At 54.1% G+C, this 22,846-nt stretch carries 21 protein-coding genes; 13 read left to right on the top strand and 8 right to left on the bottom strand.

Features of this window, described 5'->3' with window-relative positions; all coding sequences use genetic code 11:
* Positions 1-344: 344 nt before the first annotated feature.
* The 3 genes from B2U47_RS06230 to B2U47_RS06220 form a co-directional block, all read right to left on the bottom strand.
* On the bottom strand, positions 345-2,819 hold the full coding sequence (locus B2U47_RS06230; protein ID WP_296681963.1) for a DNA topoisomerase I: 2,475 nt from the start codon (positions 2,817-2,819) through the stop codon (positions 345-347).
* Positions 2,820-2,940: 121 nt separating this feature from the next.
* Positions 2,941-3,225, bottom strand: coding sequence for a helix-turn-helix domain-containing protein (locus B2U47_RS06225; RefSeq protein WP_296681962.1), 285 nt, complete (start codon positions 3,223-3,225; stop codon positions 2,941-2,943).
* Positions 3,226-3,344: 119 nt separating this feature from the next.
* The gene (locus B2U47_RS06220) at positions 3,345-3,956 is read right to left on the bottom strand and encodes an NBR1-Ig-like domain-containing protein (RefSeq protein ID WP_296681960.1); all 612 of its coding nucleotides are present in this window, start codon (positions 3,954-3,956) and stop codon (positions 3,345-3,347) included.
* Positions 3,957-4,315: 359 nt separating this feature from the next.
* On the opposite strand from B2U47_RS06220, the gene B2U47_RS06215 reads away from it, so the two are divergent.
* Genes B2U47_RS06215 through B2U47_RS06205 form a run of 3 tightly spaced genes read left to right on the top strand, consistent with a single transcriptional unit; the run spans position 4,316 to position 6,320 of the window.
* A complete protein-coding gene (locus B2U47_RS06215; RefSeq protein ID WP_296681959.1) occupies positions 4,316-5,353 on the top strand; it encodes a CDP-6-deoxy-delta-3,4-glucoseen reductase in 1,038 nt (345 codons plus the stop codon).
* Entirely contained in the window at positions 5,353-5,769 is a 417-nt protein-coding gene (locus tag B2U47_RS06210; protein WP_296681957.1) for an HIT domain-containing protein, read from the top strand. The genes B2U47_RS06215 and B2U47_RS06210 overlap by 1 nt, the downstream gene beginning before the upstream one ends.
* A complete protein-coding gene (locus B2U47_RS06205) occupies positions 5,766-6,320 on the top strand; it encodes an HD domain-containing protein (RefSeq protein ID WP_296681955.1) in 555 nt (184 codons plus the stop codon). Before B2U47_RS06210 ends, B2U47_RS06205 begins: the two co-directional genes overlap by 4 nt.
* A gap of 15 nt (positions 6,321-6,335) precedes the next feature.
* Here the strand turns inward: B2U47_RS06205 and B2U47_RS06200 are convergent, their stop codons facing one another.
* Positions 6,336-7,253: a phosphoribulokinase gene (locus B2U47_RS06200; protein WP_296681953.1), complete on the bottom strand. Its 918-nt coding sequence runs from the start codon at positions 7,251-7,253 to the stop codon at positions 6,336-6,338.
* 489 nt (positions 7,254-7,742) lie between these two features.
* On the opposite strand from B2U47_RS06200, the gene rimO reads away from it, so the two are divergent.
* Both rimO and B2U47_RS06190 read left to right on the top strand, forming a co-directional pair.
* The gene (gene rimO, locus B2U47_RS06195; protein WP_296681951.1) at positions 7,743-9,059 is read left to right on the top strand and encodes a 30S ribosomal protein S12 methylthiotransferase RimO; all 1,317 of its coding nucleotides are present in this window, start codon (positions 7,743-7,745) and stop codon (positions 9,057-9,059) included.
* 394 nt (positions 9,060-9,453) lie between these two features.
* On the top strand, positions 9,454-9,783 hold the full coding sequence (locus B2U47_RS06190) for a DUF1840 domain-containing protein (protein WP_296681950.1): 330 nt from the start codon (positions 9,454-9,456) through the stop codon (positions 9,781-9,783).
* A 4-nt stretch (positions 9,784-9,787) separates the two neighbouring features.
* Here B2U47_RS06190 and B2U47_RS06185 read toward each other — a convergent pair whose 3' ends face one another.
* Positions 9,788-11,041, bottom strand: coding sequence for a NupC/NupG family nucleoside CNT transporter (locus tag B2U47_RS06185; protein WP_296681948.1), 1,254 nt, complete (start codon positions 11,039-11,041; stop codon positions 9,788-9,790).
* Between the two features lie 150 nt (positions 11,042-11,191).
* On the opposite strand from B2U47_RS06185, the gene B2U47_RS06180 reads away from it, so the two are divergent.
* From B2U47_RS06180 to B2U47_RS06155, 6 genes are all read left to right on the top strand, one after another.
* A complete protein-coding gene (locus tag B2U47_RS06180) occupies positions 11,192-12,469 on the top strand; it encodes a hypothetical protein (RefSeq protein ID WP_296681946.1) in 1,278 nt (425 codons plus the stop codon).
* Positions 12,466-14,211 (top strand): trypsin-like peptidase domain-containing protein, encoded by a 1,746-nt coding sequence (locus tag B2U47_RS06175; protein ID WP_296681945.1) that lies wholly within the window; start codon positions 12,466-12,468, stop codon positions 14,209-14,211. Before B2U47_RS06180 ends, B2U47_RS06175 begins: the two co-directional genes overlap by 4 nt.
* A 330-nt stretch (positions 14,212-14,541) precedes the next feature.
* A complete protein-coding gene (gene rnd / locus B2U47_RS06170; RefSeq protein ID WP_296681944.1) occupies positions 14,542-15,681 on the top strand; it encodes a ribonuclease D in 1,140 nt (379 codons plus the stop codon).
* The gene (gene hisB / locus B2U47_RS06165; protein WP_296681942.1) at positions 15,678-16,271 is read left to right on the top strand and encodes an imidazoleglycerol-phosphate dehydratase HisB; all 594 of its coding nucleotides are present in this window, start codon (positions 15,678-15,680) and stop codon (positions 16,269-16,271) included. Before rnd ends, hisB begins: the two co-directional genes overlap by 4 nt.
* The gene (hisH, locus tag B2U47_RS06160; protein ID WP_296681941.1) at positions 16,271-16,909 is read left to right on the top strand and encodes an imidazole glycerol phosphate synthase subunit HisH; all 639 of its coding nucleotides are present in this window, start codon (positions 16,271-16,273) and stop codon (positions 16,907-16,909) included. Before hisB ends, hisH begins: the two co-directional genes overlap by 1 nt.
* Positions 16,910-17,052: 143 nt before the next feature.
* On the top strand, positions 17,053-17,622 hold the full coding sequence (locus B2U47_RS06155) for a hypothetical protein (protein ID WP_296681939.1): 570 nt from the start codon (positions 17,053-17,055) through the stop codon (positions 17,620-17,622).
* A 16-nt stretch (positions 17,623-17,638) separates the two neighbouring features.
* On the opposite strand, the gene B2U47_RS06150 is transcribed toward B2U47_RS06155, so the two are convergent.
* The 3 genes from B2U47_RS06150 to B2U47_RS06140 are packed head-to-tail and all read right to left on the bottom strand — an operon-like array spanning position 17,639 to position 21,244.
* Positions 17,639-18,370, bottom strand: coding sequence for a DUF1461 domain-containing protein (locus tag B2U47_RS06150; RefSeq protein WP_296688275.1), 732 nt, complete (start codon positions 18,368-18,370; stop codon positions 17,639-17,641).
* The gene (locus B2U47_RS06145; protein ID WP_296681936.1) at positions 18,367-19,215 is read right to left on the bottom strand and encodes a CPBP family intramembrane glutamic endopeptidase; all 849 of its coding nucleotides are present in this window, start codon (positions 19,213-19,215) and stop codon (positions 18,367-18,369) included. The genes B2U47_RS06150 and B2U47_RS06145 overlap by 4 nt, the downstream gene beginning before the upstream one ends.
* A 16-nt stretch (positions 19,216-19,231) precedes the next feature.
* Positions 19,232-21,244, bottom strand: coding sequence for a M1 family metallopeptidase (locus B2U47_RS06140; protein WP_296681935.1), 2,013 nt, complete (start codon positions 21,242-21,244; stop codon positions 19,232-19,234).
* Here B2U47_RS06140 and B2U47_RS06135 point away from each other — a divergent pair.
* On the top strand, positions 21,227-22,417 hold the full coding sequence (locus B2U47_RS06135) for a ChaN family lipoprotein (RefSeq protein ID WP_296681933.1): 1,191 nt from the start codon (positions 21,227-21,229) through the stop codon (positions 22,415-22,417). The two genes, B2U47_RS06140 and B2U47_RS06135, sit on opposite strands and share 18 nt — an antisense overlap.
* Positions 22,418-22,577: 160 nt before the next feature.
* Entirely contained in the window at positions 22,578-22,796 is a 219-nt protein-coding gene (locus B2U47_RS06130; protein WP_296681932.1) for a helix-turn-helix domain-containing protein, read from the top strand.
* The last annotated feature ends 50 nt before the right edge of the window (positions 22,797-22,846 follow it).

The raw sequence follows: 22,846 nt of genomic DNA, 5'->3' as shown, positions 1-22,846 counted from the left end.
TGTTTGGTTTTTTTTTAATGATGCGCCGACCACCGCAATCTCCACTCTTTCCCAACACGCCCCTTTTCTAATCTTACCGGGGAAGCCACAAAAAGAGCATCTCTTCCGGTCACACCCCACGACGTAGGGTGGGTTGCAAAACCCACCTACCTCGTGCCAAGCCGCCCACGCTCAACCGCGCAACGTATCCACCCGCACGACTTCATAGAGGATGCCTTCGCTGCCGTCCTTGTTTTTCAAGACCTGCCGGGTGGCGACTTCACAGTAGCGGCATGATCCTAGACACCTATACGCCAGCCGTCGGTAACGGCTGGCAGGCTGAATGTTCCGGGCTGGTGAGTCTTCTAGGCTGGTTTTTTGCGGGCAGCAGGGGTTTGAGGTTTGCTGGCTGTTTTGGCAGTAGCTACTTTTTTGGGGCTTGCCTTGGTTCCCTTGGCAGCAGCCGTTACTTTTTTGCTGGCAGGCTTGCTGGCATCATCACTTGCCTTGTTTTTGTCAGCTTCTTCCTTTTTCGCGTCTTTTTTACTGCTTTTGGCATCGGCAGCAGCGCTCAGCAATGTCTGGCATTCTTCCAGCGTCATACTGTCAGGTTCACGATCCTTGGGCAAACGTGCCTGTACCTTGGTGCGTTTAACTACCTGTTGCAGGTACGGCCCCCAGCGGCCTTTGAGGATCTGGATGCCATTGCCGAAATCACGCAGGATTTTTTCCGCATCTTTCACCTGTTTTTCGGCAATCAGTTCCAGCGCCCGCTCCAGCGTGATGGTGTAAGGGTCGTCATCTTTTTTCAGGGAAGCAAACTGATCGCCGTATTTCACGTATGGGCCAAACCGACCAACATTGGTGCTGATAGCCTTGCCATCGGCGGTTTCACCTAAATGACGGGGCAACTTGAACAGTTCCAGCGCTTCTTCCAGTGTGACCGTATCCAGCTTCATGCCAGGGCGCAGGCTGGCAAATACTGGCTTTTCCTCATCATCCTTGGTGCCGATTTGCACCATCGGCCCGAAACGCCCCAAGCGTACCGATACCGGTCTGCCACTGGCAGGGTCAGTGCCCAGTTCGCGCGATTGCAGTACGTCACTGCGGTTGACGCTGCCCATCTTTTCATCGACCAGCTTGTGGAAGGGTTGCCAGAAATCGTCCATCACCGGAACCCAGGTTTTTTCGCCGCGTGAAATGGCGTCCAGTTGGTCTTCCAGATTGGCGGTGAAGTCATAATCGACGTATTGGGTGAAATGTTCCGTCAGGAAACGGGTCACAATCCGCCCGATGTCGGTCGGGATAAAGCGGCGGTTGTCTAGCTCCACGTATTCGCGCGACAGCAGGGTGGAAATAATGCTGGCATAGGTGGAAGGTCGCCCGATGCCAAATTCTTCCAGCGCCTTGACCAATGATGCCTCGGAATAGCGTGGCGGTGGCTCGGTAAAGTGCTGCTCGGCCTTGATGTCATGCAAGGTGACATGTTCGCCCTCTTCCAGCGGTGGCAACGGGCTTTCCTTTTCACTGGCGCGGTCATCCAGCCCTTCTTCGTACACCAGCAGGAAACCGGGGTCACGAATGGTGGAGCCGGATGCACGGAAAAAACTGCCCGCTTCTGCATTCAGGTCGGCGGATACGGTATCAAGCGTGGCGTAAATCATCTGGCAAGCTACAGTACGTTTCCAGATCAGCTCATACAGCTTGAACTGTTCTTCGTTGAGGTACTGTTTGACCTGCTCCGGGGTGCGCAAGGCAGAAGTCGGGCGCACCGCTTCGTGGGCTTCCTGCGCGTTCTTGGATTTGGTTTTGTAGAAATTGGGTGTGTTCGGCAGTTTGTTGTTGCCGTAGCGTTGCTCGATCAGGCTGCGTAATTCGGCAATAGCTTCATTAGCGAGGTTTACCGAGTCGGTACGCATGTAGGTAATCAGGCCAACCGGGCCACTGCCCAAATCAATGCCTTCATACAATTGTTGGGCGATACGCATCGCCCGCTGGGTGGAAAAACGCAGCTTGCGCACGGCCTCCTGTTGCAGGGTGGAGGTGGTGAACGGTGGCGCGGGGTAACGCTTGCGCTGTTTCTTGTCGACCTTGCTGACCAGCAATTTGCCGTTGGCAGCCTTGAGCAGGCGCTCGCGCACAGCACTAGCCTGGGTTTCATTGTTGAGGTCAAACTGGTCAAGTTTGCGGTTGTCCAGCGTATGCAAACGGGCGGTAAATGCCTGTGCGTCCTTTTCATTCTGGGCGGTCATCGTCCAGTATTCCTGACGCACGAAATTCTCGATCTCTTCCTCGCGCTCGACAATCAGGCGCAACGCCGGGCTTTGCACCCGTCCGGCGGACAGGCTGGGCTTGATCTTACGCCACAGTAACGGCGACAGGTTAAAACCGACCAGATAATCCAGCGCCCGGCGTGCCTGCTGGGCATCAATCAGGTCATGAGCCAGCCCGCGCGGGTTCTGTATCGCATCCTGAATCGCCTTGCGGGTAATTTCGTGGAAAACGACGCGCTGGACTTTTTTGCCTTCCAGCGAACCGCGCTCCTTGAGCAATTCGTACAAGTGCCAGGAAATGGCTTCGCCTTCGCGATCCGGGTCAGTTGCCAGATAAAGGGTATCGGCTTTTTTCAAGGCTCGCGCAATTGCGTCTACATGCCGCTGGTTGCGGTCAATGATTTCGTAGCGCATGTTGTAACCATTGGCAGGGTCAACAGCGCCTTCCTTGGGCACAAGATCACGCACGTGCCCATAGGAAGCTAGCACTTCAAACCCCTTGCCGAGGTACTTTTGGATGGTTTTTCCCTTCGCCGGAGACTCGACGATTACCAGATTTTCGCTCATTATTTATACGTACAAGCGTCGCGGCCTGTATCCTGATTTATCACAAGGCCGCATTTTATCCCCAGAAACGAGGCAAAAGTAAAGTTTTGCGCGTCGCCGTGAGTGAAATCCCTGTCAGGGCTTACCCGTGCACGCCCAATCCGGCATCTAATGCAGCGTGTTGCCTGGCATTCAAACCGGATTTGGTTCCAGCCTGAAAATACAGGTACATCAGGTGTTCAGGGGGGACTTGCAAGGTGTTGGCAACCTTGCGTAGTGTGGAAATTTTGGCTTCTTCCACTTCGGCATTGAGCAATTTGTACCAAGATTGGCGGGAAAGGCCAGAACGTTTGGCGGCTTCCGTGACTTTCAATTGCAGGGTTGCAAGGCGTTTTTCCAGATAGCTGGCAAAATCAGTGGCTGACATGTCTGAATACTCCCTCAAGTGATGCTGACATTGAGCATCAGTTTGCCTGAGGGAGAATATCTGCCAAGGTGGCAAATACCCCCTTGACAGAGTTATAGAAATGCTATCTATAAGTTTTATCAGGTTACATTGACCGTGCAGGTCAGGCCATTTTGTTGGGTAAACATGGCTTCGCCCTTGTCACTGACAATTTGCCAGTGAGAAACGACTGTACCTGTCGTTTCCGGGGCACGGAACTTGACGCGGATGCGGATGTGTTCGCCAGGTAGGGTTTCCGGCAAAGATGCCTTGAAATACAGCGGCATCAATTGAGGGGCATCGCTACCCGCCTGATCTTCACATTGCAGTGACCAGTTTTTCCAGCTCTCATTACTCAGGTTGACGATTTCCCAGATTTTTTCAAACTCACGCCCTGCTTGCACAGGGGCATTATCCGGGAAGGTCACACTAGCGGCTGAGCCATGCGCAAAGGTCTTCTGGTTTTCAAGCAGTGGGATGCTACGCGCAAATTCCTTGCCATGAAAATAGACACGGAACATGTTCAAGGGTGGAGTTTCCAGCGTATTCGCCACTTTTACCAGGGTAGATAACCTGGCTTCATCCACCTCTGCCCTTAGCAATTTGTGCCATGTCTGGCGGGAAATGCCTGACCGCTCTGCGGCTGCTACTGTCGTAAGACCTATAGATTTCAAACGCTTACGTATATATCCAGCTAAATCTGCTGCTGACATGTTTTTCTGACTCCCAATGGTTACAACTGACACATGACATTTTACAAGAAAATTTAAAAAAAAGCTGTTCTCGTCAACCGCTGTTGACAAATTATCTGCTACATTGGCTGGGAATTAAAGATATACAGTGGCTTTGTAGGGATAAAAAAGCCAAACAGGGGGCAAAAAGTTTATCCAAAGCTTCTATGTGACCAGTCAGACTCCCTCAACTGACCCTAACTGGCACTAGACAGCCGACCCATTTGGGTCGGCTTTTTTTTTGGGGGTAAAACCCTGTTTTCTTTCTGGTCGTTTTGCTTGAGCCTATCTCCGGCTACAATCCACCTACCAACAACCCTAGCCACCAGACAGGATAGCGCATGACTTACCGGGTAACAATCCAACCCTCCGGCCACACTTTCAACGTGGAAACCAGTGAAACCATTCTCGATGCCGGTTTGCGTCAGGGTGTTGCCTTGCCCTATGGCTGCCGGGGTGGTGTGTGTGGTTCTTGTGCGGCAACTGTACTGAGCGGTCAGGTGCATTACCCGTTTGGTGAGCCTCAAGGGCTTGCTCCGTATGACGAGGAACGTGGCAAAGCCTTCCTGTGCATGGCAGGGGCGCTCAGCGATCTGGAACTTGATTCCCCACAAGTCGGGGCAGAACCCGACATCGAAGTTAAAACCCTGCCGGTACGGGTCGAAAAGATGCGCAAGCTGGCAGATGACGTAATGGAACTGACCCTGAAATTGCCCGCTTCCGAACGTCTGCGCTTCCGTGCCGGACAATACATCAACATCTTGCTGAAAGATGGCAAGCAGCGGGGCTTTTCGCTGGCGAATGCGCCATTCAATGATCAGATGCTGGAACTGCATGTGCGTCACGTACCGGGTGGGCAGTTCACTTCGCATGTGTTTAACGAGATGAAGGAAAAAGCCTTGTTACGCATTCAGGGGCCGCTGGGCAGTTTTTATATCCATGAGTCCAGCCGCCCATTGATCCTGATGGGGGGAGGAACTGGCTTTGCCCCGTTGAAAGGGATGCTGGAACAACTGATGGAGCAAGGACTCGACAAGCCGGTGTACCTGTACTGGGGCGTGCGTGCCAAAGCTGATCTGTACCTGCATAGCGTGGTGCGTAGTTGGGTTGCTCGCCATCCGCAACTGACTTACATACCTGTGTTGTCTGCTCCGCAGGCGGATGATCACTGGGAAGGGCGTACTGGCTGGGTGCATGAAGCCGTGGTTGCCGACTTTGCGGACTTGTCCGGTCATGATGTTTACATGAGTGGCCCACCGCCGATGATCCATGCAGCCAAAACCGCTTTCCTTGCCCACGGGCTACCGGAAGCGCAACTGTATTCCGATTCATTTGACTTCAGCCCGGATACCCTCAAGGCCATGCAGGAACCAGCCTGATGGCAACAGCTACTTTCAGCCTGCATCCACAACTGGCACAGGATACCCATTTCGTCACCGACCTGCCCTTATGCCGGGTATTGCTGATGAACGAATCACGTTACCCGTGGTTCATTCTTGTACCCCGACGGGCAGACCTCCGTGAAATCCACGAGTTGGATGTTGCTGAGCGAGCGCAATTGTGGGCGGAATCGGATCAGCTTAGTCGTGCCTTGCTGGCGCTGTTTCAGCCGGACAAGCTGAACATGGCGGCATTGGGGAATATGGTGGCGCAACTGCATGTCCATCACATCGCCCGCTTCCAGACGGATGCTGCCTGGCCTGCTCCCGTGTGGGGCAAGTTTCCAGCGTTGGCTTATGCGCCGGAAGTTGCGGCACAGCGTATCCGTTCCATGCAGGAGGCATTGCGCACATGATCCCCAACTGGTCACAAGACAAATACGTACAAGCCTGGGATTTCGCCTGTCTTGCCCATCGCGGGCAAACCTATACAGGGGAAACGGACGGGGTGTTTTACGAATACATCAACCATCCCGCTACCGTAGCAATGGAAGTGATCCATGCACTGGCGCAGCACCCTGACTATCAAGGTGATGTGGCGGTGCAATGTGCCCTGCTGCATGACACGCTGGAAGATACTGCCACTACTTATACCCAGTTGCGGGACATCTTCGGGCAGCCGGTAGCGGAAGGGGTGAAAGCCCTAAGCAAGGATACCAGCCTGCCCAAGGCAGCACAGATGGCTGACAGCTTACAACGCATCCGCCAGCAGCCACATGAAGTATGGCTGGTGAAACTGGCCGACCGTATCAGCAACCTGCAATACATTCCGCCACACTGGTCTGTAGAAAAAGTGGCAGCTTACCGGCAGGAAGCGCAACTGATTCTGGCAACACTGGGTGAGGCCAGCCCTGTACTTGCACAGCGGCTGGAGGCGCATATCCGGTGTTACGGTAACACCGGATAAGTTTCACCAAGGTGTTTATGCCTTGTTACGCTTTTCGATCATGTCATGAATGATCGGGTTCAGGATCAGTTCCATCGCCAGCACCATTTTGCCACCCGGTACAACAATGCTGTTGCGGCGTGACATGAAGGAATCATGGATCATGGCCAGCAGGTAAGGGAAATCCACATTGAAGCTTTTCGGATCTGCAAAACGGATAACTACCATGCTCTCATCCGGTGATGGAATGTCACGAGCGATGAACGGGTTGGAGGTATCCACGGTGGGTACACGCTGGAAGTTGATGTGGGTACGCGAGAATTGCGGGGTGATGTGGTGGATGTAATCCGGCATCCGGCGCAGGATGGTGTCGACAGTCGCTTCAGGTGAATAACCGCGCTCGGCATGGTCACGGGAAATTTTCTGGATCCATTCCAGGTTAATGCTTGGTACGACACCAACGCCGAGGTCAACGTATTGTGCCACGTCATAGCCACCGTAACGCTTGTCTGCGGTCTCGTCTTTCACCAGCCCGTGCAGCCCTTCGTAGAACAGGATGTCAGTGCCTGCCGGAGTATCTTCCCACGGGGTGAATTCGCCGGAACCGGAAGTACAGGTCACGCCTGCATCCGCCAGCCGTTTCTGGTGGAAAGCGGCTTCCTGGTCGTTGTGCAAGTAGTAACGCTTTTTGCCCATGCCGCATTCGCCATAGCTCTTGAACAGGGCTTCCAGCGCGTGGAAATCGTTGGCTTCAGGGCCGAAATGGCTGAAGTTGTGTTCAACCGCAGAACGCTTTTTAAAATCGGTGCGGGTAACACTGTGGAAACTGTCGCCTTCGACGACGGCAGCCGTAATCTTTTCACGAAAGAAAATGTGCTCAAAGGCACGCTTGACGAAGGTTGTACCCGCACCTGACGAGCCTGTAACGGCAATAACTGGGTGTTTACTGGACATGGAGATTCTCCTCTCTCAATATGAAAACGCGCAATCCGGCAACATTCTAGCGAAAGCCCCCCCCGCCCTGTATATGCCTTTTTTGATAGTGAACCTGCCTTGATCCCCATACTTTTTTATCGCTCAGGAATCAGGCGTTTACCGGCTTATCCCCAGAGCCTGTGGATAACTGTGTGGAAAGTTTTGTGGGTAGTTGCTATTCGACCTTGTTTTTCAACATTTATCATTAAAATGAATAAAAAATAACCAATGTAATAATCAAGTAAAATCAACATCTTATAAATATATATGCACATTGCTGGGTCTTTCTGCTAAGTACAGTGCAGGCCACTCCCACATATAGGGTAATGTGCATAACTTTCCTTGGACGGAGAAATGCCTTGACACAATATCTAGTGTTGCGGGGTGATTTCCCGGTAACAGGAGGCATAATGGGTGATGATCAGCTATTATTAGCCGCTTTACTGTTACCTGTGCAGATACCCGTTTATGAAGCAAGCCCAGCCCCGCGTCGGTTTTGTCAGCCTCGGTTGCCCCAAGGCATTAGTGGATTCCGAACGCATTCTCACCCAGTTGCGTGCCGAAGGTTATGAAATCAGCAGCAGCTACGATGATGCCGATCTGGTGGTAGTCAACACCTGTGGTTTCATTGATTCGGCGGTGGCCGAGTCGCTGGATGCGATTGGGGAGGCGCTGGATGAAAACGGCAAAGTGATTGTCACCGGTTGTCTGGGGGCAAATGCCGACAAAGTACTGGCAGAGTACCCCAATGTACTGGCTGTGACTGGCCCTCATGCGTATGAAGCGGTGATGCAATCGGTGCATACGCACTTGCCACCTTTGCACGATCCTTACACCGACCTGATTCCGCCACAGGGCATACGCCTGACTCCCAAGCACTACGCTTACCTGAAGATTTCTGAAGGCTGCAACCATCGCTGTTCCTTCTGCATCATTCCCGCTCTGCGTGGCGATCTGGTGTCGCGCCCGATTGGTGATGTGTTGCAAGAGGCCGAAAATCTGGTGAATGCAGGGGTGAAAGAGCTGCTGGTGATTTCGCAGGATACCAGTGCCTACGGCATCGACACCAAGTACCGCACCGGCTTCTGGAAAGGCCGCCCGGTCAAGACCCATTCCCAGCAGCTTGCTGAGGCGCTTGGCGAGATGGGCGTGTGGGTACGTTTGCATTACGTTTACCCCTACCCGCATGTGGATAACCTGATCCCGCTGATGGCGGAAGGCAAAATCCTGCCGTATCTGGATATTCCTTTCCAGCACGCCAGCCCGCGCGTTCTCAAGGATATGCGTCGCCCGGCACATGCAGAAAAAGTGCTGGATCGTTTGCGCAACTGGCGGCAAACCTGCCCTGATATTGCGATCCGCAGCACCTTCATCGTTGGCTTCCCCGGTGAAACCGAAGAGGATTTTGAAACCTTGCTGGATTTCCTCGAAGAAGCCGAACTCGACCGGGTGGGGGCGTTCACCTATTCCGCAATTGACGGCGCTCCTGCCAATGACTTGCCTGGTGCTGTCCCCGAAGAGGTCAAGGAAGAACGTCTGGAACGTTTCATGGAAATGCAGGCTGAAATCAGTGCAGCCAAACTCAGCCGTCTGATCGGCAAAACCATGACGATACTGGTGGATGAAGCGGGGGATGACCAAAGTATTGCCCGCAGCCACCGCGATGCACCGGAGATTGATGGGCAGGTGATTGTGGAAGGGGTGGAGTTGCCGGTAGGCGAGTTTGCCAAAGTGCGCATTACCCACGCGGATGAACATGATTTGTGGGCAGAACCTGTTGCCTGATATTGGCGAAACCATGCGCCAATGGGCGTAATATGACCGTTAGTCGAAAATAAATACCCCTGCCAAACGACAGGGGGTATAAAGGAGTCAAGACATGGCGAGGCATCTTGTTATTATTGATGTTTAAGCCTGCTCTCTGTCTCTTGGGGCTTGCTGATAAATTTCTTGCTGTTCCGCCGTTCTGACTCGGCATTTTCTTGTTTATTCCAATGCAACCGCCGTGCCAATTTCTTTGAATCCTATAACATATTGATTTTTATTGGAAGCATGGGCTGTTTGTTCATGTGTGTCACGCTTGTGTCAGGTGTTTGACTGTAAAAAAGTGACATCTGTGGCAGGCGATGCTGACAATGCCTATGATTGTCCTAATTCTGTTTTGCCAAGGAGTCAGCCCATGATCCGTTTTACCAGCCCTGCCGGGGCGAGTGTTTCGATGTTTGACAAGGATGCGAAAGCCCTGATCCGCATGATGGGGTTGAGTGGCACGGTTCCCAGTGCGATCCGTGCCGAGGATATTCCTGCTGCCTTGCAGCAACTGGAAGCCGCCCTGCAAACCGAAGAAGCCAAAGCTGCCGAAAGCCAACAGCTACAGCCACCACATGGCGGCAGTGAAGAAAAAGCCGTAAGTGTCAACGTGCGGGCTTATCCGCTGATCCAGTTGCTGAAAGCCGCCATTGCCGGGCAAAAAAACGTGATGTGGGAACAGGATAAGGGGTTTTTCTGAGCGCTCAATGCAGCGCACCGACTACCGCACCGGTGCAGCAGGTTGCCAGCGTACCGGACACAATGCTTTTCCAGCCCAGTGACAGAATTTCTGCCCGGCGGTCGGGAGCCATGGTGGTCAGGCCAGCAATCATGATGCCGAGACTGCCGACATTGGCAAAGCCGCACAGCGCATAGGTCATGATCAGGCGGGAACGCGGACTGAGGGCTTCCGGCGGCAATTGCCCCAGTTGCAGGTAGGCAATGAATTCGTTCAGAACGGTTTTGACCCCCATCAGTGCCCCAGCGGTGTGGGCTTCCTGCCAAGGAATGCCCATCAGCCACACAACCGGTGCCATCACGTACCCTAGCAGGCGTTCCAGTGTGAGCGCTTCCCCGCCCACTTCCGGCAAGATGCCGCCAAGGATGGCATTCAGCAAATGCACCAGTGCCACCAGCACAATCAGCATCGCAGTAATGTTGAGGAACAGTTCCAGACCGCTTTGGGTTCCTTGGGTCAGGGCATCCATGCTGCTGCGAGCGGTTTGAGGAATATCGGCATGGCTGGTTTGGGGCTGTTCAGTTTCAGGCACCATCAGGCGAGCAATCAGGATGGCTGCCGGGGCACTGATCAAGGAAGCTGTCAGCAAGTGTCCGACCGCATCCGGCAGAGTATCGCCCAGAAAAGTGGCGTAAAGCACCAGAACGGTTCCGGCAATGCTGGCCATGCCTGCGCTCATGACGATGAACAGCTCGCTGCGGGTTAGCTTGTCCAGCCACGGGCGGATGAACAGGGGCGCTTCCACCATGCCGACGAAAATATTGGCGGCAGTACTGAGACCAACACTACCGGAAACGCCCAGTGATTTTTCCAGCAACAGGGAAAATGCCCGAATGATTTTCGGCAGGATACGCCAGTAGGTGAGGAGAGCGGTCAGGGCGCTGATCACGATGACCAATGGCAATGCGCGGAATGCCAGGATGTAACTGGCTCCCGGTGCGGTTTCCGCAAAGGGCAAATTGCCACCGCCCAGATAGCCGAATACAAAAGTTGTGCCCTGTTCGGTGGCTGCTTGCAGTGCCAGCACGGCATCGTTCAAGCTGGACAATGCCTGGTGCAGGAAGGGCATTTTCAGCAGCAGTGCCGCCAGCCCGAATTGCAACAGGGAACCTATCAGCAGGAAACGCCAGTCTATGATCCGGCGGTTTTCACTCAGCAGCCAGGCCAGCAACAACAGGATGAAAAAACCGGATAGGCTGTGCAGATTGGAGAGGGACATGACACTTCCTCTTGCTGGGATTAACGCGACTCAGGCGTGTAACGCACTCACGGGTTGACAGCTTGTAAGTTGGATTTGTTCTGAATCCCGAATTCTGCTAGCGTCCCGAGCATACGCATCATAACAATAAACGCAGAGCAAACGGGATTCATGAAATACCTCACCCGCACAGGATGGTTCGTACTGGGATGGTTGCTTGCCAGTACCTCGGCGAATGCTGCCCAAGTCATCACGCCTGCCGATGCTAGTGTCACCGTCAACGGTGGAACCGTAGCGTTTACGCCGGTCTATTCCGTCACCAGTCCGCAAACCAATACTCTGACCGGGTTGGGGTTACGTATCCACTTTGATGCGGATGCCTTGCAATGGCAAGGTGTCAGCGGAACGTATGCCTATGGTTTGCAACCGGTTGGGGTGGTGACAGCAGATACGGAAAATTTCGATGCTGACCCAAACACGGACAGCTATGTGGTGGTGGCGTGGGTTGATCTTGCGGCTCGCTGGCCCGGTACGGGGGAAACACCGCTCAACCTGTTGACGGCAACTTTCCAGCCTAAAACTGGGTTTGTTGGTACAACCCAAATTCGTACCAGTGCCAGTGCCACAGCGGATGATGCCAGTTTCCAGTCTACCCCGATGAGCGTGAGTGTGGTGGTGGAACCCAGTGTACAGGTACGGGCTTTGCTGCAAGGAGCATTTGTGGCAGCGGAAGGCAAGATGCAGGATAACCTGCGGGCAGGCAGCCTGTTGCCACTAGGGCAGCCGTTTGCTGCGCAGGGGTATGCAGGTACTGAAACTACCACGACAGACTTGCTGGAGACGACTGGCAATGATGCGCCGGTTGACTGGATATTGTTGGAACTGCACGACAGCAGCAAACCGCAAACTGTGGTTGCTCGCAAGGCAGCCTTGCTGCAACGGGATGGTGATGTGGTGACGGCGGATACAGGCAGTGCGACATTGCATTTCAGTGGTGTGGCTTCCGGCAGTTACTATCTGGCATTACGCCATCGTAACCATTTGGGGGTGATGAGTGCTTTGCCGCTGACGTTTGCTGGTACGCCGTTGCTGGTGGATTTTACTTCAGCCAGTACGGGGATTTACGGCGTGCCTGATATTCGTCTGCATTCCGGTACATACCGGCTGTTGCCCAGTGGTGATGCCAACAATGACGGCAAGCTGATCGCCGATGGGCCGGATACCGACAAGAATGCGATTCTCGGTAGTGTCCTGACCAGCCCCGCAAATACGGATGCCCAGACCAACTTCCAGTTGTCCGGCTATCTGTCTACTGACCTGAATCTGGATGGCAAAACCGTATTTGCCGGACCAAACAACGAAATCAATATTCTGCTGGGGAATGTGTTGCTGGCTCCTGGCAATAGCACTACCAGCACCAATTACATCTTGCGTGGGAGCTTGCCATGATCAGCCGCCGACTGCTTTCTCTGCTGCTGGCGACTGCCTGGTTACTTCCGGTTGTGGGCTATGCTGACCCGCCGGTCAAGGCTGAACCGGAAACCTTTCTTGGCAGCAGCCTCAAACGCGCTGTACCGGGTTTACGTTTGGCACAGGGCAGCACTGCGGCTCAGCGTTCCACCAAGGCGGATGCCAGCCATACCCTGCCAGCTCTGAATGCGGCGGAAACCAGCCAGTTGCAGCATTCCGGCAAGGAAAAAGCCCTCAAGGTCGGGGTGGGGCGTACCCTGCCCGCCAGCCTTGCCCAGTGGATGGATTTAGCTGCCTGGAACTGGCAAACCGTCAGTGGCGGTCAGGCTGCCCGTTTCAACCTGACATCCAGCGGAGCTTTGCGGGTGCGGGCGCAATTGCACAGTGGGCAATTGCCTGTTGGGGTGGAATTGCGGGTATACAACCCTGCCGATACTACACAGGTATTTGGCCCGTATACCCAAGCCAATACACAATTCTGGTCGTCGACGGTGGAAGGGGAAACACTGGCACTGGAGCTATTCCTGCCGGAAGGTGTCAAACCGCAGGATGTGCAGCTTGCTATTCCGCAACTGTCGCATCTGGTCGTCGACCCGGCAGCCAGTAGTCTGAAAAGTGACAGTAGCATCTACAAGATTGATTACAGTAGCTGTCAGGTGGATATTGCCTGTGCCAGCAGTGCTTGGCAGGCAACCGGCAAGGCAGTGGCGCGGTATGTGTTTACCGATACGGATGGCTTGAGTCGCCTGTGTTCCGGGACATTGCTGTCTGATCAGGATACTTATACACAAGTGCCTTATTTTCTGACTGCCGCGCATTGTGTTAGCAATAGTACGGCGGCAGGCAGCATGGACTTTTTCTGGCATTACCAGAATGCCACCTGTGGCGGTAGCGGCGCAGGCTGGACGCATGGCGGTGTTGGCGCACAATTGCTGGCAAGCCGTTCGGAGCTGGATTCCACGCTGGTACGCCTGAATAATGACCCGCCTGCTGGGGTCACTCTGTCTGGCTGGACAACCACGACCCTGAGCAGCAATCAGGCCATTACCGGCATCCACCATGCCTCCGGTGGGCCGAAAAAGTATTCGGAAGGCAATTTTCAGACACGGGTACGGATTGAAAATTCAGCGGGAGGGTATGCCGTTATTCCTGATAGCAACGGCAGTTTTTCGGCGGTTGTCTGGAGCAAGGGCATTACAGCTCCCGGCAGCAGCGGTTCGGGTGTCTGGGTAGTGGATGGTGGAGTTCATTACCTGAATGGTTCGTTGCTGGGGGGCTCGTCGGATTGCGCCAATACGGATGGACCGGATGAATACAGTCGCTTTGAGCTGTTTTTCGCACATATCAGTTCTTGGTTGGCAACCGCCGGTTCACCACCTTCATTGCACCTGTTGGGCAGCAATTATCCACCAGTTGCCTTGCGTGAAGGGATCATCGTAGCGCGTTATCTGCAAGGCAGCCGGGGCAATGCCTTGTTGGAAGGCGTGACCACCATCAACACGGATACAGCAATGCTGGAAACGAAACTGGCGGCACTTGTACCCTATCTGGACATTGATGGTGATGGCACGACGGATGCGGCAACCGATGCCAGTTTGCTGATCCGTTACTTGCTGGGTTTGCGGGGTGCGCCTTTGTTGCAGGGGCTGGATCTGGGCGGAGCAGTACGAACCAATGCCACGCAAATGGAAAACTATCTGGTGGAAGTGCTGAGCCAATAAGGCAGGCATAAAAAAAGCCCGGTAAAACTACCGGGCTTCCCGCCATGAACCGTGGCAAACCTAGCAATATCTGCCACAGCGACTACCCTCTCTAGCGGTTTCAAGCGGTTAAAAACTTTTCTATCTTTAGCAAATTACTCCAGTAATGATGAATATGCAGAAGAATTTGACCCATGTCAACAAGTGGTTGATTTTAAATATATAATTATTCTCTAACTTTGCAGTGCACAAATTTCTGGGTATCAGGATACTTGTCAGTCTGGCAGCTATGCCTGTATAAACCTGCGTTAGGCTGCCTGCCTGTTCACTTTTACGAGACATCACAGTTCCATGTTCGATTATATTGATAATGCTGCCAAACTGGCTGACCTGCTTGTCCGGCTGGATAAGGCAGAATGGGTGACACTTGATACTGAATTCATCCGGGAAAAAACCTACTACCCACGCTTGTGCCTGATCCAGATTGCCAGTGCCGATACGCTGGCCTGCATTGATCCGCTACAGATTGATGATCTACAACCTTTTCTTGACTGGCTGGCGCAACCGCAACGCCTGAAAGTGCTGCACGCTGCCTGGCAGGATCTGGAAATCTTCCATCATCTGGGGGGCGGCAAGCTGCCTGCACCTGTGTTTGATACGCAAATAGCGGCGGCAGTACTGGGATTGGGCGACCAGTTGGGGTATGCACGGCTGGTTGAACAGTTGCTAGGGATTACGCTGGACAAATCCCAATCACGCACCGACTGGGCACGCCGCCCCTTGAGCAGCAAGCAACTGGAGTACGCCATCGACGACGTGCGCCATTTGCGTGATGTCTATCTTGCCCTGCGCCAACAACTGGAAAAACTCGGACGGTTGCGCTGGCTGGACAAGCCTTTCCAGAAACTGGTTGACTCGGCTACCTATGCAGTTGACCCGCGCATGGTGTGGGAGCGTGTCAAGAATGTGCAAATCCTCAAACCGCGCCAGCTTGCCATCCTGCGTGAACTGGCTGCCTGGCGGGAGGAACGCGCCCTACGCAAGGACATTCCACGCCGCTGGATATTGTCGGATGAAATTCTGATTGATCTGGCGCGGATGAAGCTGGATACCCCTGATTCCATGCAGCAAATCCGAGGTCTTACGGCGGAACAGGTGGAACGCTACGCCCCGGAGTGGTTGCAATGCATCGCACGCGCCAAAGCCTTGCCGGACAGCGCATGGCCCAACCTGCCCCGGCGGCGCAAGCTGGATGACAACATGAGCGTGGTCGCCGACCTGTTGACAGCCCTGCTCAACCAAGTGGCGAATGAAAACGGCATTTCCGCGCAAATGATTGCTACCCGCCAGCAAATCGAAAAAATGCTGGAAGAAGGCCGCACTGCCCTGTCTGACGACTGGCGCGGGGCGCTGGTCAACGACCTGTTTGGACAGGTATTATCTGGCAAGACTTCCATCAGAATCAGCAAGCAGAAGGTGGTTATTGAATGACCGAACGCACCGCCAGCGTGGCACGCAACACGCTCGAAACCCAAATCCGTGTCAGCATCAATTTGGATGGCACGGGCAAAGCCCACTTTGATACTGGCATTCCGTTTCTGGAACACATGCTGGATCAGGTTGCCCGCCACGGCATGATCGACCTTGATATTGAGTGCAAGGGCGACCGTCACATTGACGACCATCACAGCGTGGAAGACATTGGTATTACCCTCGGGCAAGCCTTTGCCCAGGCGGTGGGCGACAAGAAAGGCATCCGCCGTTACGGGCACGCCTATGTGCCGTTGGATGAGGCGCTTTCCCGCGTGGTGATCGACTTTTCCGGCAGACCAGGGCTGGAACATCAGGTGGAATACCCTCGCTCCAACATTGGCACGTTTGAAACCGATCTGTTTTATGAATTCTTTCAGGGCTTCGTGAATCATGCGCTGGTGACGTTGCATATCGACAATTTGAAAGGGCGCAACTCGCACCACATCGCCGAAACCGTTTTCAAAGCCTTTGGGCGGGCACTGCGCATGGCACTGGAACTTGACCCGCGCATGGCGGGGATGATGCCTTCTACCAAGGGGTGTTTGTAATGCAAAAAATCGCCATCATCGACTACAACATGGGCAACCTGCACTCGGTGGAACGTGCCGTGGTACACGCCGCAGGCGGTCACGCCACGGTTGCCATTACTTCCGACCCTGACATGATCAGACAGGCTGACCGAGTGGTATTTCCGGGGCAAGGTGCGGCGCGTGACTGTATGCGCGAGTTGGAGACCCGTGGCATGGCGGAAGTGGTACGCGAAGTTATCCGCACCAAGCCATTCCTCGGCATTTGCATGGGGATGCAGGTATTGATGCAACATTCCGAAGAAAATGGTGGCATCGAATGCCTAGGTTTGTACGCGGGTAAGGTGCGCTATTTCGGTGCTGTACATCAGGAAATCGACGTGCGGCTGAAGATTCCGCAAATGGGTTGGAATCAGATTTGGCAGCAGATGCCGCATCCGCTGTGGAATGGTATCAATGACGGGGCGCGCTTTTATTTCGTCCATAGCTATTACGTGGAGCCACAAACACCGGACTTGATTGCCGGTTCCACCGATTACGGCATCAGCTATGCGTCGGCGATTGCCAGAGACAATGTGTTTGCGATTCAGGCGCACCCGGAGAAATCGGCTGATGATGGCCTGAAACTGCTGGAAAACTTTGTCAACTGGCAACCCTGACTCCCCTGCTGGCGAGGGTGTCGACCGCGCCCTTGCGACTTCGGCAAAAGCCTGCCGCCTCCTGTCTGCTTGCTCCTTGTTTCGCGTTCACGCACCTTCAAAAATCAGGGTATCTCTACTGATAGCAACCCAAGGAAGCCAACGTGAACGATTTTCCCACTGAAACCGAACACCCGATGACAACTGATACATCTGTGGTGGATGCACCTGCTGCTATTGTGCCGCCACCTCCCGTGGAGGAGGTGCTCCAGCCAGTCCCGGAACGCCCCCTGTTTGTGCGGGTCGGGCTGGCGTATCACACCCTGCTCACCAAGGTGATGGAAAACCAGAACGTGGTGCGTGAACAGCGGGTGCAGATTGCTGCCTTGCGTACCCGCCTCCGTGCCCTGATTGCGGAAAACAGCCTGGGTGATGATGACAACGAAGAAGACGAGCTGCGCAACAACAAACTGATGGTGCAGACCGATGATTGCCATACCCTGATCCAGCACGTTGAACAAATCCGCGAACACATCCACCAGAACGCGGGTGTCGCCGAAACTCTGCTGACACCGCTACATTCGCGGGTGGAACTGCTGACCTTGCGTGTCCAGCACATCCGTGCCATCGAACAGTTGCTGGCAAACGTCAAGGACGGCATCCGCTTGCAAGGGCGACTGACAGAAGCGGATGCGGTACTGGATTCGCTGGAATACAGGCTGGCAGCGGGCTGACAACACCCGCCAGAGGTCAGCCTGACAGCCTGTTGCGTACCACCCGCTGGTAAAGCCAGAGCAAGCCAAGGCTGATGCCCAGCGCCAGCACTGCCAGCATTACAGCGATATACCCGAATAGGTCGGGTGCTTTCATCATGGTGCTCATCAGGGATTCTTCATAGAAGAAAAACCACTGGTGTCCTGCGGGGAAAACCCAGACATGCAGTTGATAAAATACCCGCTCCGCACCCAGAGCTAGGATGACAGCCGTGACAGCGCCTACCCCCGCCAAGCCCAGTAACAAGTGCCTGGTGGAGGGTAACGGTTGCCTGAGCCAGACCAGTGTCATAAACATGCCTGCCCACAACGGCAAGGCAAGCAGTGCCATGATCTTCAATTTATCCAGCAAATGGGCAACATCCTGCAAATGCGCAACCTCGGCTGGTGTCAGCAGTGTAGCAATCAGGCGACCTTGGTCGTCGTGGTAACGCAGCTCGCTCAAACCGTGACCTTGGTGATGGATGGCCGTCACGATTTCATGGAACAAACGTGCCCGTTCGGCAGGTGTCGTCAGGTCAAAATAGGGGCGGGTCAGGTTGCGCGGTGCGTATTGTTCAATGTTTTTGCCTAAGCCCGCATGGTCATGCAACAGGGGATAGGCAAAATCAACCTTTGCCAAGACTAGCCAACTGAGACTCAGCGCCACCACCAGAGTGAGTAGCAAAAAGGTCAGCCACAGCATGAAACGTTGCATGGAAAATGTCATGGCCACCATTGTTGGGGTAATCCTTTGGTTTGCAGGAGAGCTGCCATGTCCATGCTGAAAGCAATCGACACATGCACCAGTACACCGCCCCAGATGCTGCGGGTACGCAATGCCAGTATACCCAGAAACAGGCCAAACAGGATTGCACCGGTCGCTTCCAGCCAAGGTTTGGAAAAATGGATCATCAAGTAAGGTACGATCATCACGAAGATTGCGTTGACACCGAATGCTGGTCGGCAAGCCTGGAGGATAAAGCCACGGAAGAAGAATTCCACGCACACGAATTGCGACAGGTAGAGCAGTTCCCACGCCAGTAAATCAGCCCAGCTACGGTTGGCGAGCCGGTAAAAAGGGTAATGGTTGGAAAAGTCATCACGAAAACTCACGATGACCACAAAACAGAGGATGGGCAGGGTCAGCAGCAGATACCATTTGAAATGTTGGCGCAGTTTGCCGATCCCTAACCCATAATTTGCCAGTGATTCGCGGAACACCAGCTTGATAACCAGCACGGGTATCAGGATGAAACAGACGAGATGCCACAGAGACCACCACGCTTCTCCTAGCAGCGAGAAGAAAGGCTGGTTGCGAAACTGCTGTAACGCCAGTTGCGGATTGTCCGCCGTGAGTGAAAACCACCCAGCCAGGCTTACCTGATAGGTGGTGGCAAATTTCAGGTAATGCAGCATCAGTAGGCAGATGGCAATGACCATCAGGGCAATGGCAGGGCGGGAGTCCCATTGCCCGGTAGGTTGCCGCAGCGGGGCGCGGTCGACGGATTCCTGATGGATTTCCTGCAACACGTTCAGGAATTTTTGCAGAACAAGAATGGCTGGTTGTTTCATTTTGATAAATTTTTAATCATTGTTGTGTAAACGTCATGTTCAACGGGGAATCTTCCACTTCCCACTGACCTTTTGCCACATTCTCTCCCGTGGTGCTGTTGAATACCAGATAGCTGTACTTGCTGTAATGCGGCAGTTTGCCAAGCATGTTATCCAGCCCGTCTGCTGAAGTGGCATCCAGCAGCACGATATTTTGCTTGCCTGCCCGTAAGCCCAATGCGAGCGTATGCAGGCCGCAGGTGTAATTGGCACTGTTGAGGGTATAAGCAGCATCGGTCAGGCGGAACGGTTCCTTTGCCCGCTCCAGCAACCCTTGCAAAGCCGCGTTGTCGCCGCCCAGCAGGATGACTGTACCGGTATCGGGCAAGGGTGCGTCGTCGTACTGTATCCGCAGGTTTTTGTCGCGGGTTTTCAAGGTATCCAGCCAGCTTTCCCACGCCATCTGCATGGCTTCATCCGTCTGGCGTGACAGCACATAGGTCTTGCTTGCCGTACCGTACAAGGCTCCCACGGTGGCGGGCAATTCGGCCGGGTCAGGCAGGCGGAACAGGTCAAAATCCGGGTCAACAGCCACCTGTTCCGGTCTGGCTGGCAGGTTCAGGCTGAAGGTCTGGCTGGCTGTGGTCATCAGCAGATGGTCACGTTGTTCCTGTTGCTTTCCGACAAAGCGGATGCGTAGCGGAATGCGCAAGGGAAATGCCTTACCCGGCTGGGTTTGTGCCAGGGTCAGTTCCAGTTTGTAACCTTGACTTGCGGGTGTCAGGATGTGCTGCTTGATGGTCAGTCTGGGTGCACCTTTATGTTCCAGCCAGGATTGGCGGAAGCCGGTATCTGCCTGCAAACTATCCAGTAACTGCTGAAAGTTGGCGGAGCGGAAACGGTAAGCCTGATAAAACTGCCTGAGCCTAGCAAAAAAATGGTCGTCGCCCATCTGCTGGCGCAACATGTGGAACAGCATCATGGATTTGCCATAGCCCACTGCCTGGGTGGCTTCATCGTGGCGGCTGCGGAAGTCTTGTAAGGCGAAATCATCGCGCTCACCCACAAAGGTGGCGTATTTCTGCAAGCTGCTGCGGCGGTATTCTGCGCCTTCGCCATTCATTTCTTTTATGCGCTGGTCAGCCAGATAGGCCGTCAGACCCTCTGACCAGTTGCCCTGACTGGCATCGACATAGACACTGTTACCCCACCAGTTATGTAAAATTTCGTGTGGCAATGACGAGTGCAGGATGAACGGCAAACGAATGACACGCGACCCAAGCAAGGTGAAGGATGGCATTCCCCAGCCCGTTTCCCAGAAACTTTCCACGGTGGCAAATTTGGCGTAAGGGTAATCACCCAGCAGGCGTGAATATTCTTCCAGATACTGCTGGCTGGTTTGCAGGTAACGCTGCGCCAGTGCCTCGTCAGCCGTTTGCAGGTAGACACGCGCTTCAGCCTGTTTGCCTGCTTGCCGGTACACATGGAACGGACCTGCGATCAGGTAGAGGCTGTCCTGCGGGTGGGTTTCCTGCCAGCCGGTTGCAGTTTCCGCGCCCTGGCTGAGGCTGACCCAGCCTTGTGGCAGAGTGATTTGTACGCTGAAGGTGTGGAGGGCATCCCCCGCTTGTGCGTACCAGTGGCTGTTGCCATCCAGATACAAACCGCGTGGGTCGAGCAGGACGCAAGTCTGCACCAGCCAGGCACAATCGTGGGTAGAGGTGAGCTTGCCATGATATTTGAGTGTGATTTTTCGTTCATCGGCTGTAAGTGGAATACTATAGCGCTTGATCTCGGCAGGTTCTTCCTGAGCTGCCAGCAGTCGGACAGTGGACATATCAAGGTGGAAGTTTGTAGCAAGGCTGAAGACAAATTGCCCATTCTGCAACAGGTTTTGCGGTATGCTCAGAGTATCCTCCACCTGCAACTCACCGCTAGCGGGGTTGGGTGTAACCCGCAGCTCATGATGCAGCACGGGCAAGCCTTCTGCCATTGCTGGTAAGGTCAGGGATAAAAACATCAGGACAATAATATGTATCAATATGTGCATGGACAGTTTTCCGCTTTTTGCAGTCGCCAGTGGCAGGTGTTGGGTTTCGCTGTGCTCAGTCTGTTAGCCTCGCCGGTAGTCGCCGGGACTGTGGAACATCATACTTTGCCGGATGCGCTGGCTTACGTTGCAGGGCATCTGCCCTCCGGCATCAGTCAGGACAAACCATTGGCATTTTCTGCCCTGATAGAAGAGCTGACGCCAAACCGGGTAGTGTTTGTGGGCGAAGTGCATGACCGCTACGACCACCACTTGCATCAGCTTGCCTTGTTGCAGGCATTACACCAGAGAAACCCTAACATTGCGATTGGTGTGGAATGGTTTCAGCAGCCGTTTCAACCGGTCTTGAATGATTTTCTGGCGGGTAACATCAGCGAAGCCGAGATGTTGCAACGCAGTGAATACTTTGACCGCTGGCGTTACGATTACCGTTTGTTGCGCCCGATCATGGAATATGCCAAAGCGAACCGCTTGCCAGTGATTGCCCTAAATGCGCCAGTGGAGCTGACCCGCAAGGTATCTGGCGGCGGGCTGGAAGCCTTGAGTCCGGGCGAACGGGCGCAGTTGCCGCCTGAAATCAACCCGCCTGACCACGGTTACAAGGCACGGCTGCAACAGATTTTTACCCAGCATTCCAAAGATGCCAGCCAGTTTGACAATTTCCTGCTGGTGCAGCGTATCTGGGATGAAACCATGGCGCATAACGTGATGCGTTACCTGAAAGCGCATCCGCAGCACCAGATGCTGGTGTTTTCCGGCTCCGGGCACATCAGTTTCAATGCCGGGATTCCGCACGACGTTCAGCAGCAGATGCCGGGAATTCGGCTGGCAACCGTGGTCAGCACTGATCCGCAAGACATCCAGTCGGGCATGGTGGATTACTTCCTGCTCACCCGGATGCTGGAGTTGCCCCGTACTGGCAAGCTGGGGGTGTGGCTGAAATCGGCAGAGGCTGGCGGTGTACAGATTGGTACCTTGCAGGAAAAAAGTGCCGCGAAACGGGCAGGTTTGCGGGCAGGCGACCGGATTACCCGTCTCAATGACGTTGCCATTGGCAGCATGGCTGACCTGATGCAGGGATTGAGCCGCCATAAGCCGGGTGAACAGGTGAGTGTACTGGTGGAACGTGTCGGTATGCAGGAGCCGCTAAAGTATGACGTGACCTTGCAGTAAGCCATTTCGCCTTTCTGATAAATCCTCTAGGCAGGGTAATGTTTATGTTTTGCCCTGTTTGCCGTTCAGTTTGAACGTTTCTGTATTTTGTTGCGACCAACCGACAAGTAAGCCCCCATTTGTCAATGTGGGGATGTCTGAGTGTTGAGTAGAGGTGTTTATGTCGGGAGAAAAATTGGCGCATTATCTGGAAGACAGGCTGATCGAATTACAACTTTCCAAGTCGGAAGCTGCCCGGCGTTCCGGCATTTCCAGGCAAACCTGGTACAGGCTGGAGAGCGGTGAGGCTTTTGATACCCGTCTGTCAACCCTCGTACAGCTTGCTGAGGCACTGGAAACCGAGCCGTTGGTCTTGTTGCAGGTTTATCTGGATGAATAAAAAACGGAACCTGTGTTCAGCAGGTTCCGCTTTGCCTATCGCATTGCTAA

This window comes from Thiothrix sp. UBA5583 (assembly GCA_002425225.1).
GTDB lineage: Bacteria > Pseudomonadota > Gammaproteobacteria > Thiotrichales > Thiotrichaceae > Thiothrix > Thiothrix moscowensis.
Note: the sequence above shows the minus strand (reverse complement) of the source record. Positions and strands in the feature narration are given on the sequence as shown.

What these genes read in the sequence shown, in the direction of transcription:
- hisB (WP_296681942.1), top strand. Translation starts at nt 15,678, where the DNA reads ATGACCGAACGCACCGCCAGCGTGGCACGCAACACGCTCGAAACCCAA.
- B2U47_RS06180 (WP_296681946.1), top strand. Translation starts at nt 11,192, where the DNA reads ATGAAATACCTCACCCGCACAGGATGGTTCGTACTGGGATGGTTGCTT.
- B2U47_RS06130 (WP_296681932.1), top strand. Translation starts at nt 22,578, where the DNA reads ATGTCGGGAGAAAAATTGGCGCATTATCTGGAAGACAGGCTGATCGAA.
- B2U47_RS06205 (WP_296681955.1), top strand. Translation starts at nt 5,766, where the DNA reads ATGATCCCCAACTGGTCACAAGACAAATACGTACAAGCCTGGGATTTC.
- B2U47_RS06135 (WP_296681933.1), top strand. Translation starts at nt 21,227, where the DNA reads ATGTATCAATATGTGCATGGACAGTTTTCCGCTTTTTGCAGTCGCCAG.
- B2U47_RS06190 (WP_296681950.1), top strand. Translation starts at nt 9,454, where the DNA reads ATGATCCGTTTTACCAGCCCTGCCGGGGCGAGTGTTTCGATGTTTGAC.
- B2U47_RS06145 (WP_296681936.1), bottom strand. Translation starts at nt 19,215, where the DNA reads ATGAAACAACCAGCCATTCTTGTTCTGCAAAAATTCCTGAACGTGTTG.
- B2U47_RS06220 (WP_296681960.1), bottom strand. Translation starts at nt 3,956, where the DNA reads ATGTCAGCAGCAGATTTAGCTGGATATATACGTAAGCGTTTGAAATCT.
- B2U47_RS06150 (WP_296688275.1), bottom strand. Translation starts at nt 18,370, where the DNA reads ATGACATTTTCCATGCAACGTTTCATGCTGTGGCTGACCTTTTTGCTA.
- B2U47_RS06230 (WP_296681963.1), bottom strand. Translation starts at nt 2,819, where the DNA reads ATGAGCGAAAATCTGGTAATCGTCGAGTCTCCGGCGAAGGGAAAAACC.
- B2U47_RS06185 (WP_296681948.1), bottom strand. Translation starts at nt 11,041, where the DNA reads ATGTCCCTCTCCAATCTGCACAGCCTATCCGGTTTTTTCATCCTGTTG.
- B2U47_RS06175 (WP_296681945.1), top strand. Translation starts at nt 12,466, where the DNA reads ATGATCAGCCGCCGACTGCTTTCTCTGCTGCTGGCGACTGCCTGGTTA.
- rimO (WP_296681951.1), top strand. Translation starts at nt 7,743, where the DNA reads ATGAAGCAAGCCCAGCCCCGCGTCGGTTTTGTCAGCCTCGGTTGCCCC.
- hisH (WP_296681941.1), top strand. Translation starts at nt 16,271, where the DNA reads ATGCAAAAAATCGCCATCATCGACTACAACATGGGCAACCTGCACTCG.
- B2U47_RS06140 (WP_296681935.1), bottom strand. Translation starts at nt 21,244, where the DNA reads ATGCACATATTGATACATATTATTGTCCTGATGTTTTTATCCCTGACC.
- B2U47_RS06210 (WP_296681957.1), top strand. Translation starts at nt 5,353, where the DNA reads ATGGCAACAGCTACTTTCAGCCTGCATCCACAACTGGCACAGGATACC.
- B2U47_RS06200 (WP_296681953.1), bottom strand. Translation starts at nt 7,253, where the DNA reads ATGTCCAGTAAACACCCAGTTATTGCCGTTACAGGCTCGTCAGGTGCG.
- B2U47_RS06215 (WP_296681959.1), top strand. Translation starts at nt 4,316, where the DNA reads ATGACTTACCGGGTAACAATCCAACCCTCCGGCCACACTTTCAACGTG.
- B2U47_RS06225 (WP_296681962.1), bottom strand. Translation starts at nt 3,225, where the DNA reads ATGTCAGCCACTGATTTTGCCAGCTATCTGGAAAAACGCCTTGCAACC.
- rnd (WP_296681944.1), top strand. Translation starts at nt 14,542, where the DNA reads ATGTTCGATTATATTGATAATGCTGCCAAACTGGCTGACCTGCTTGTC.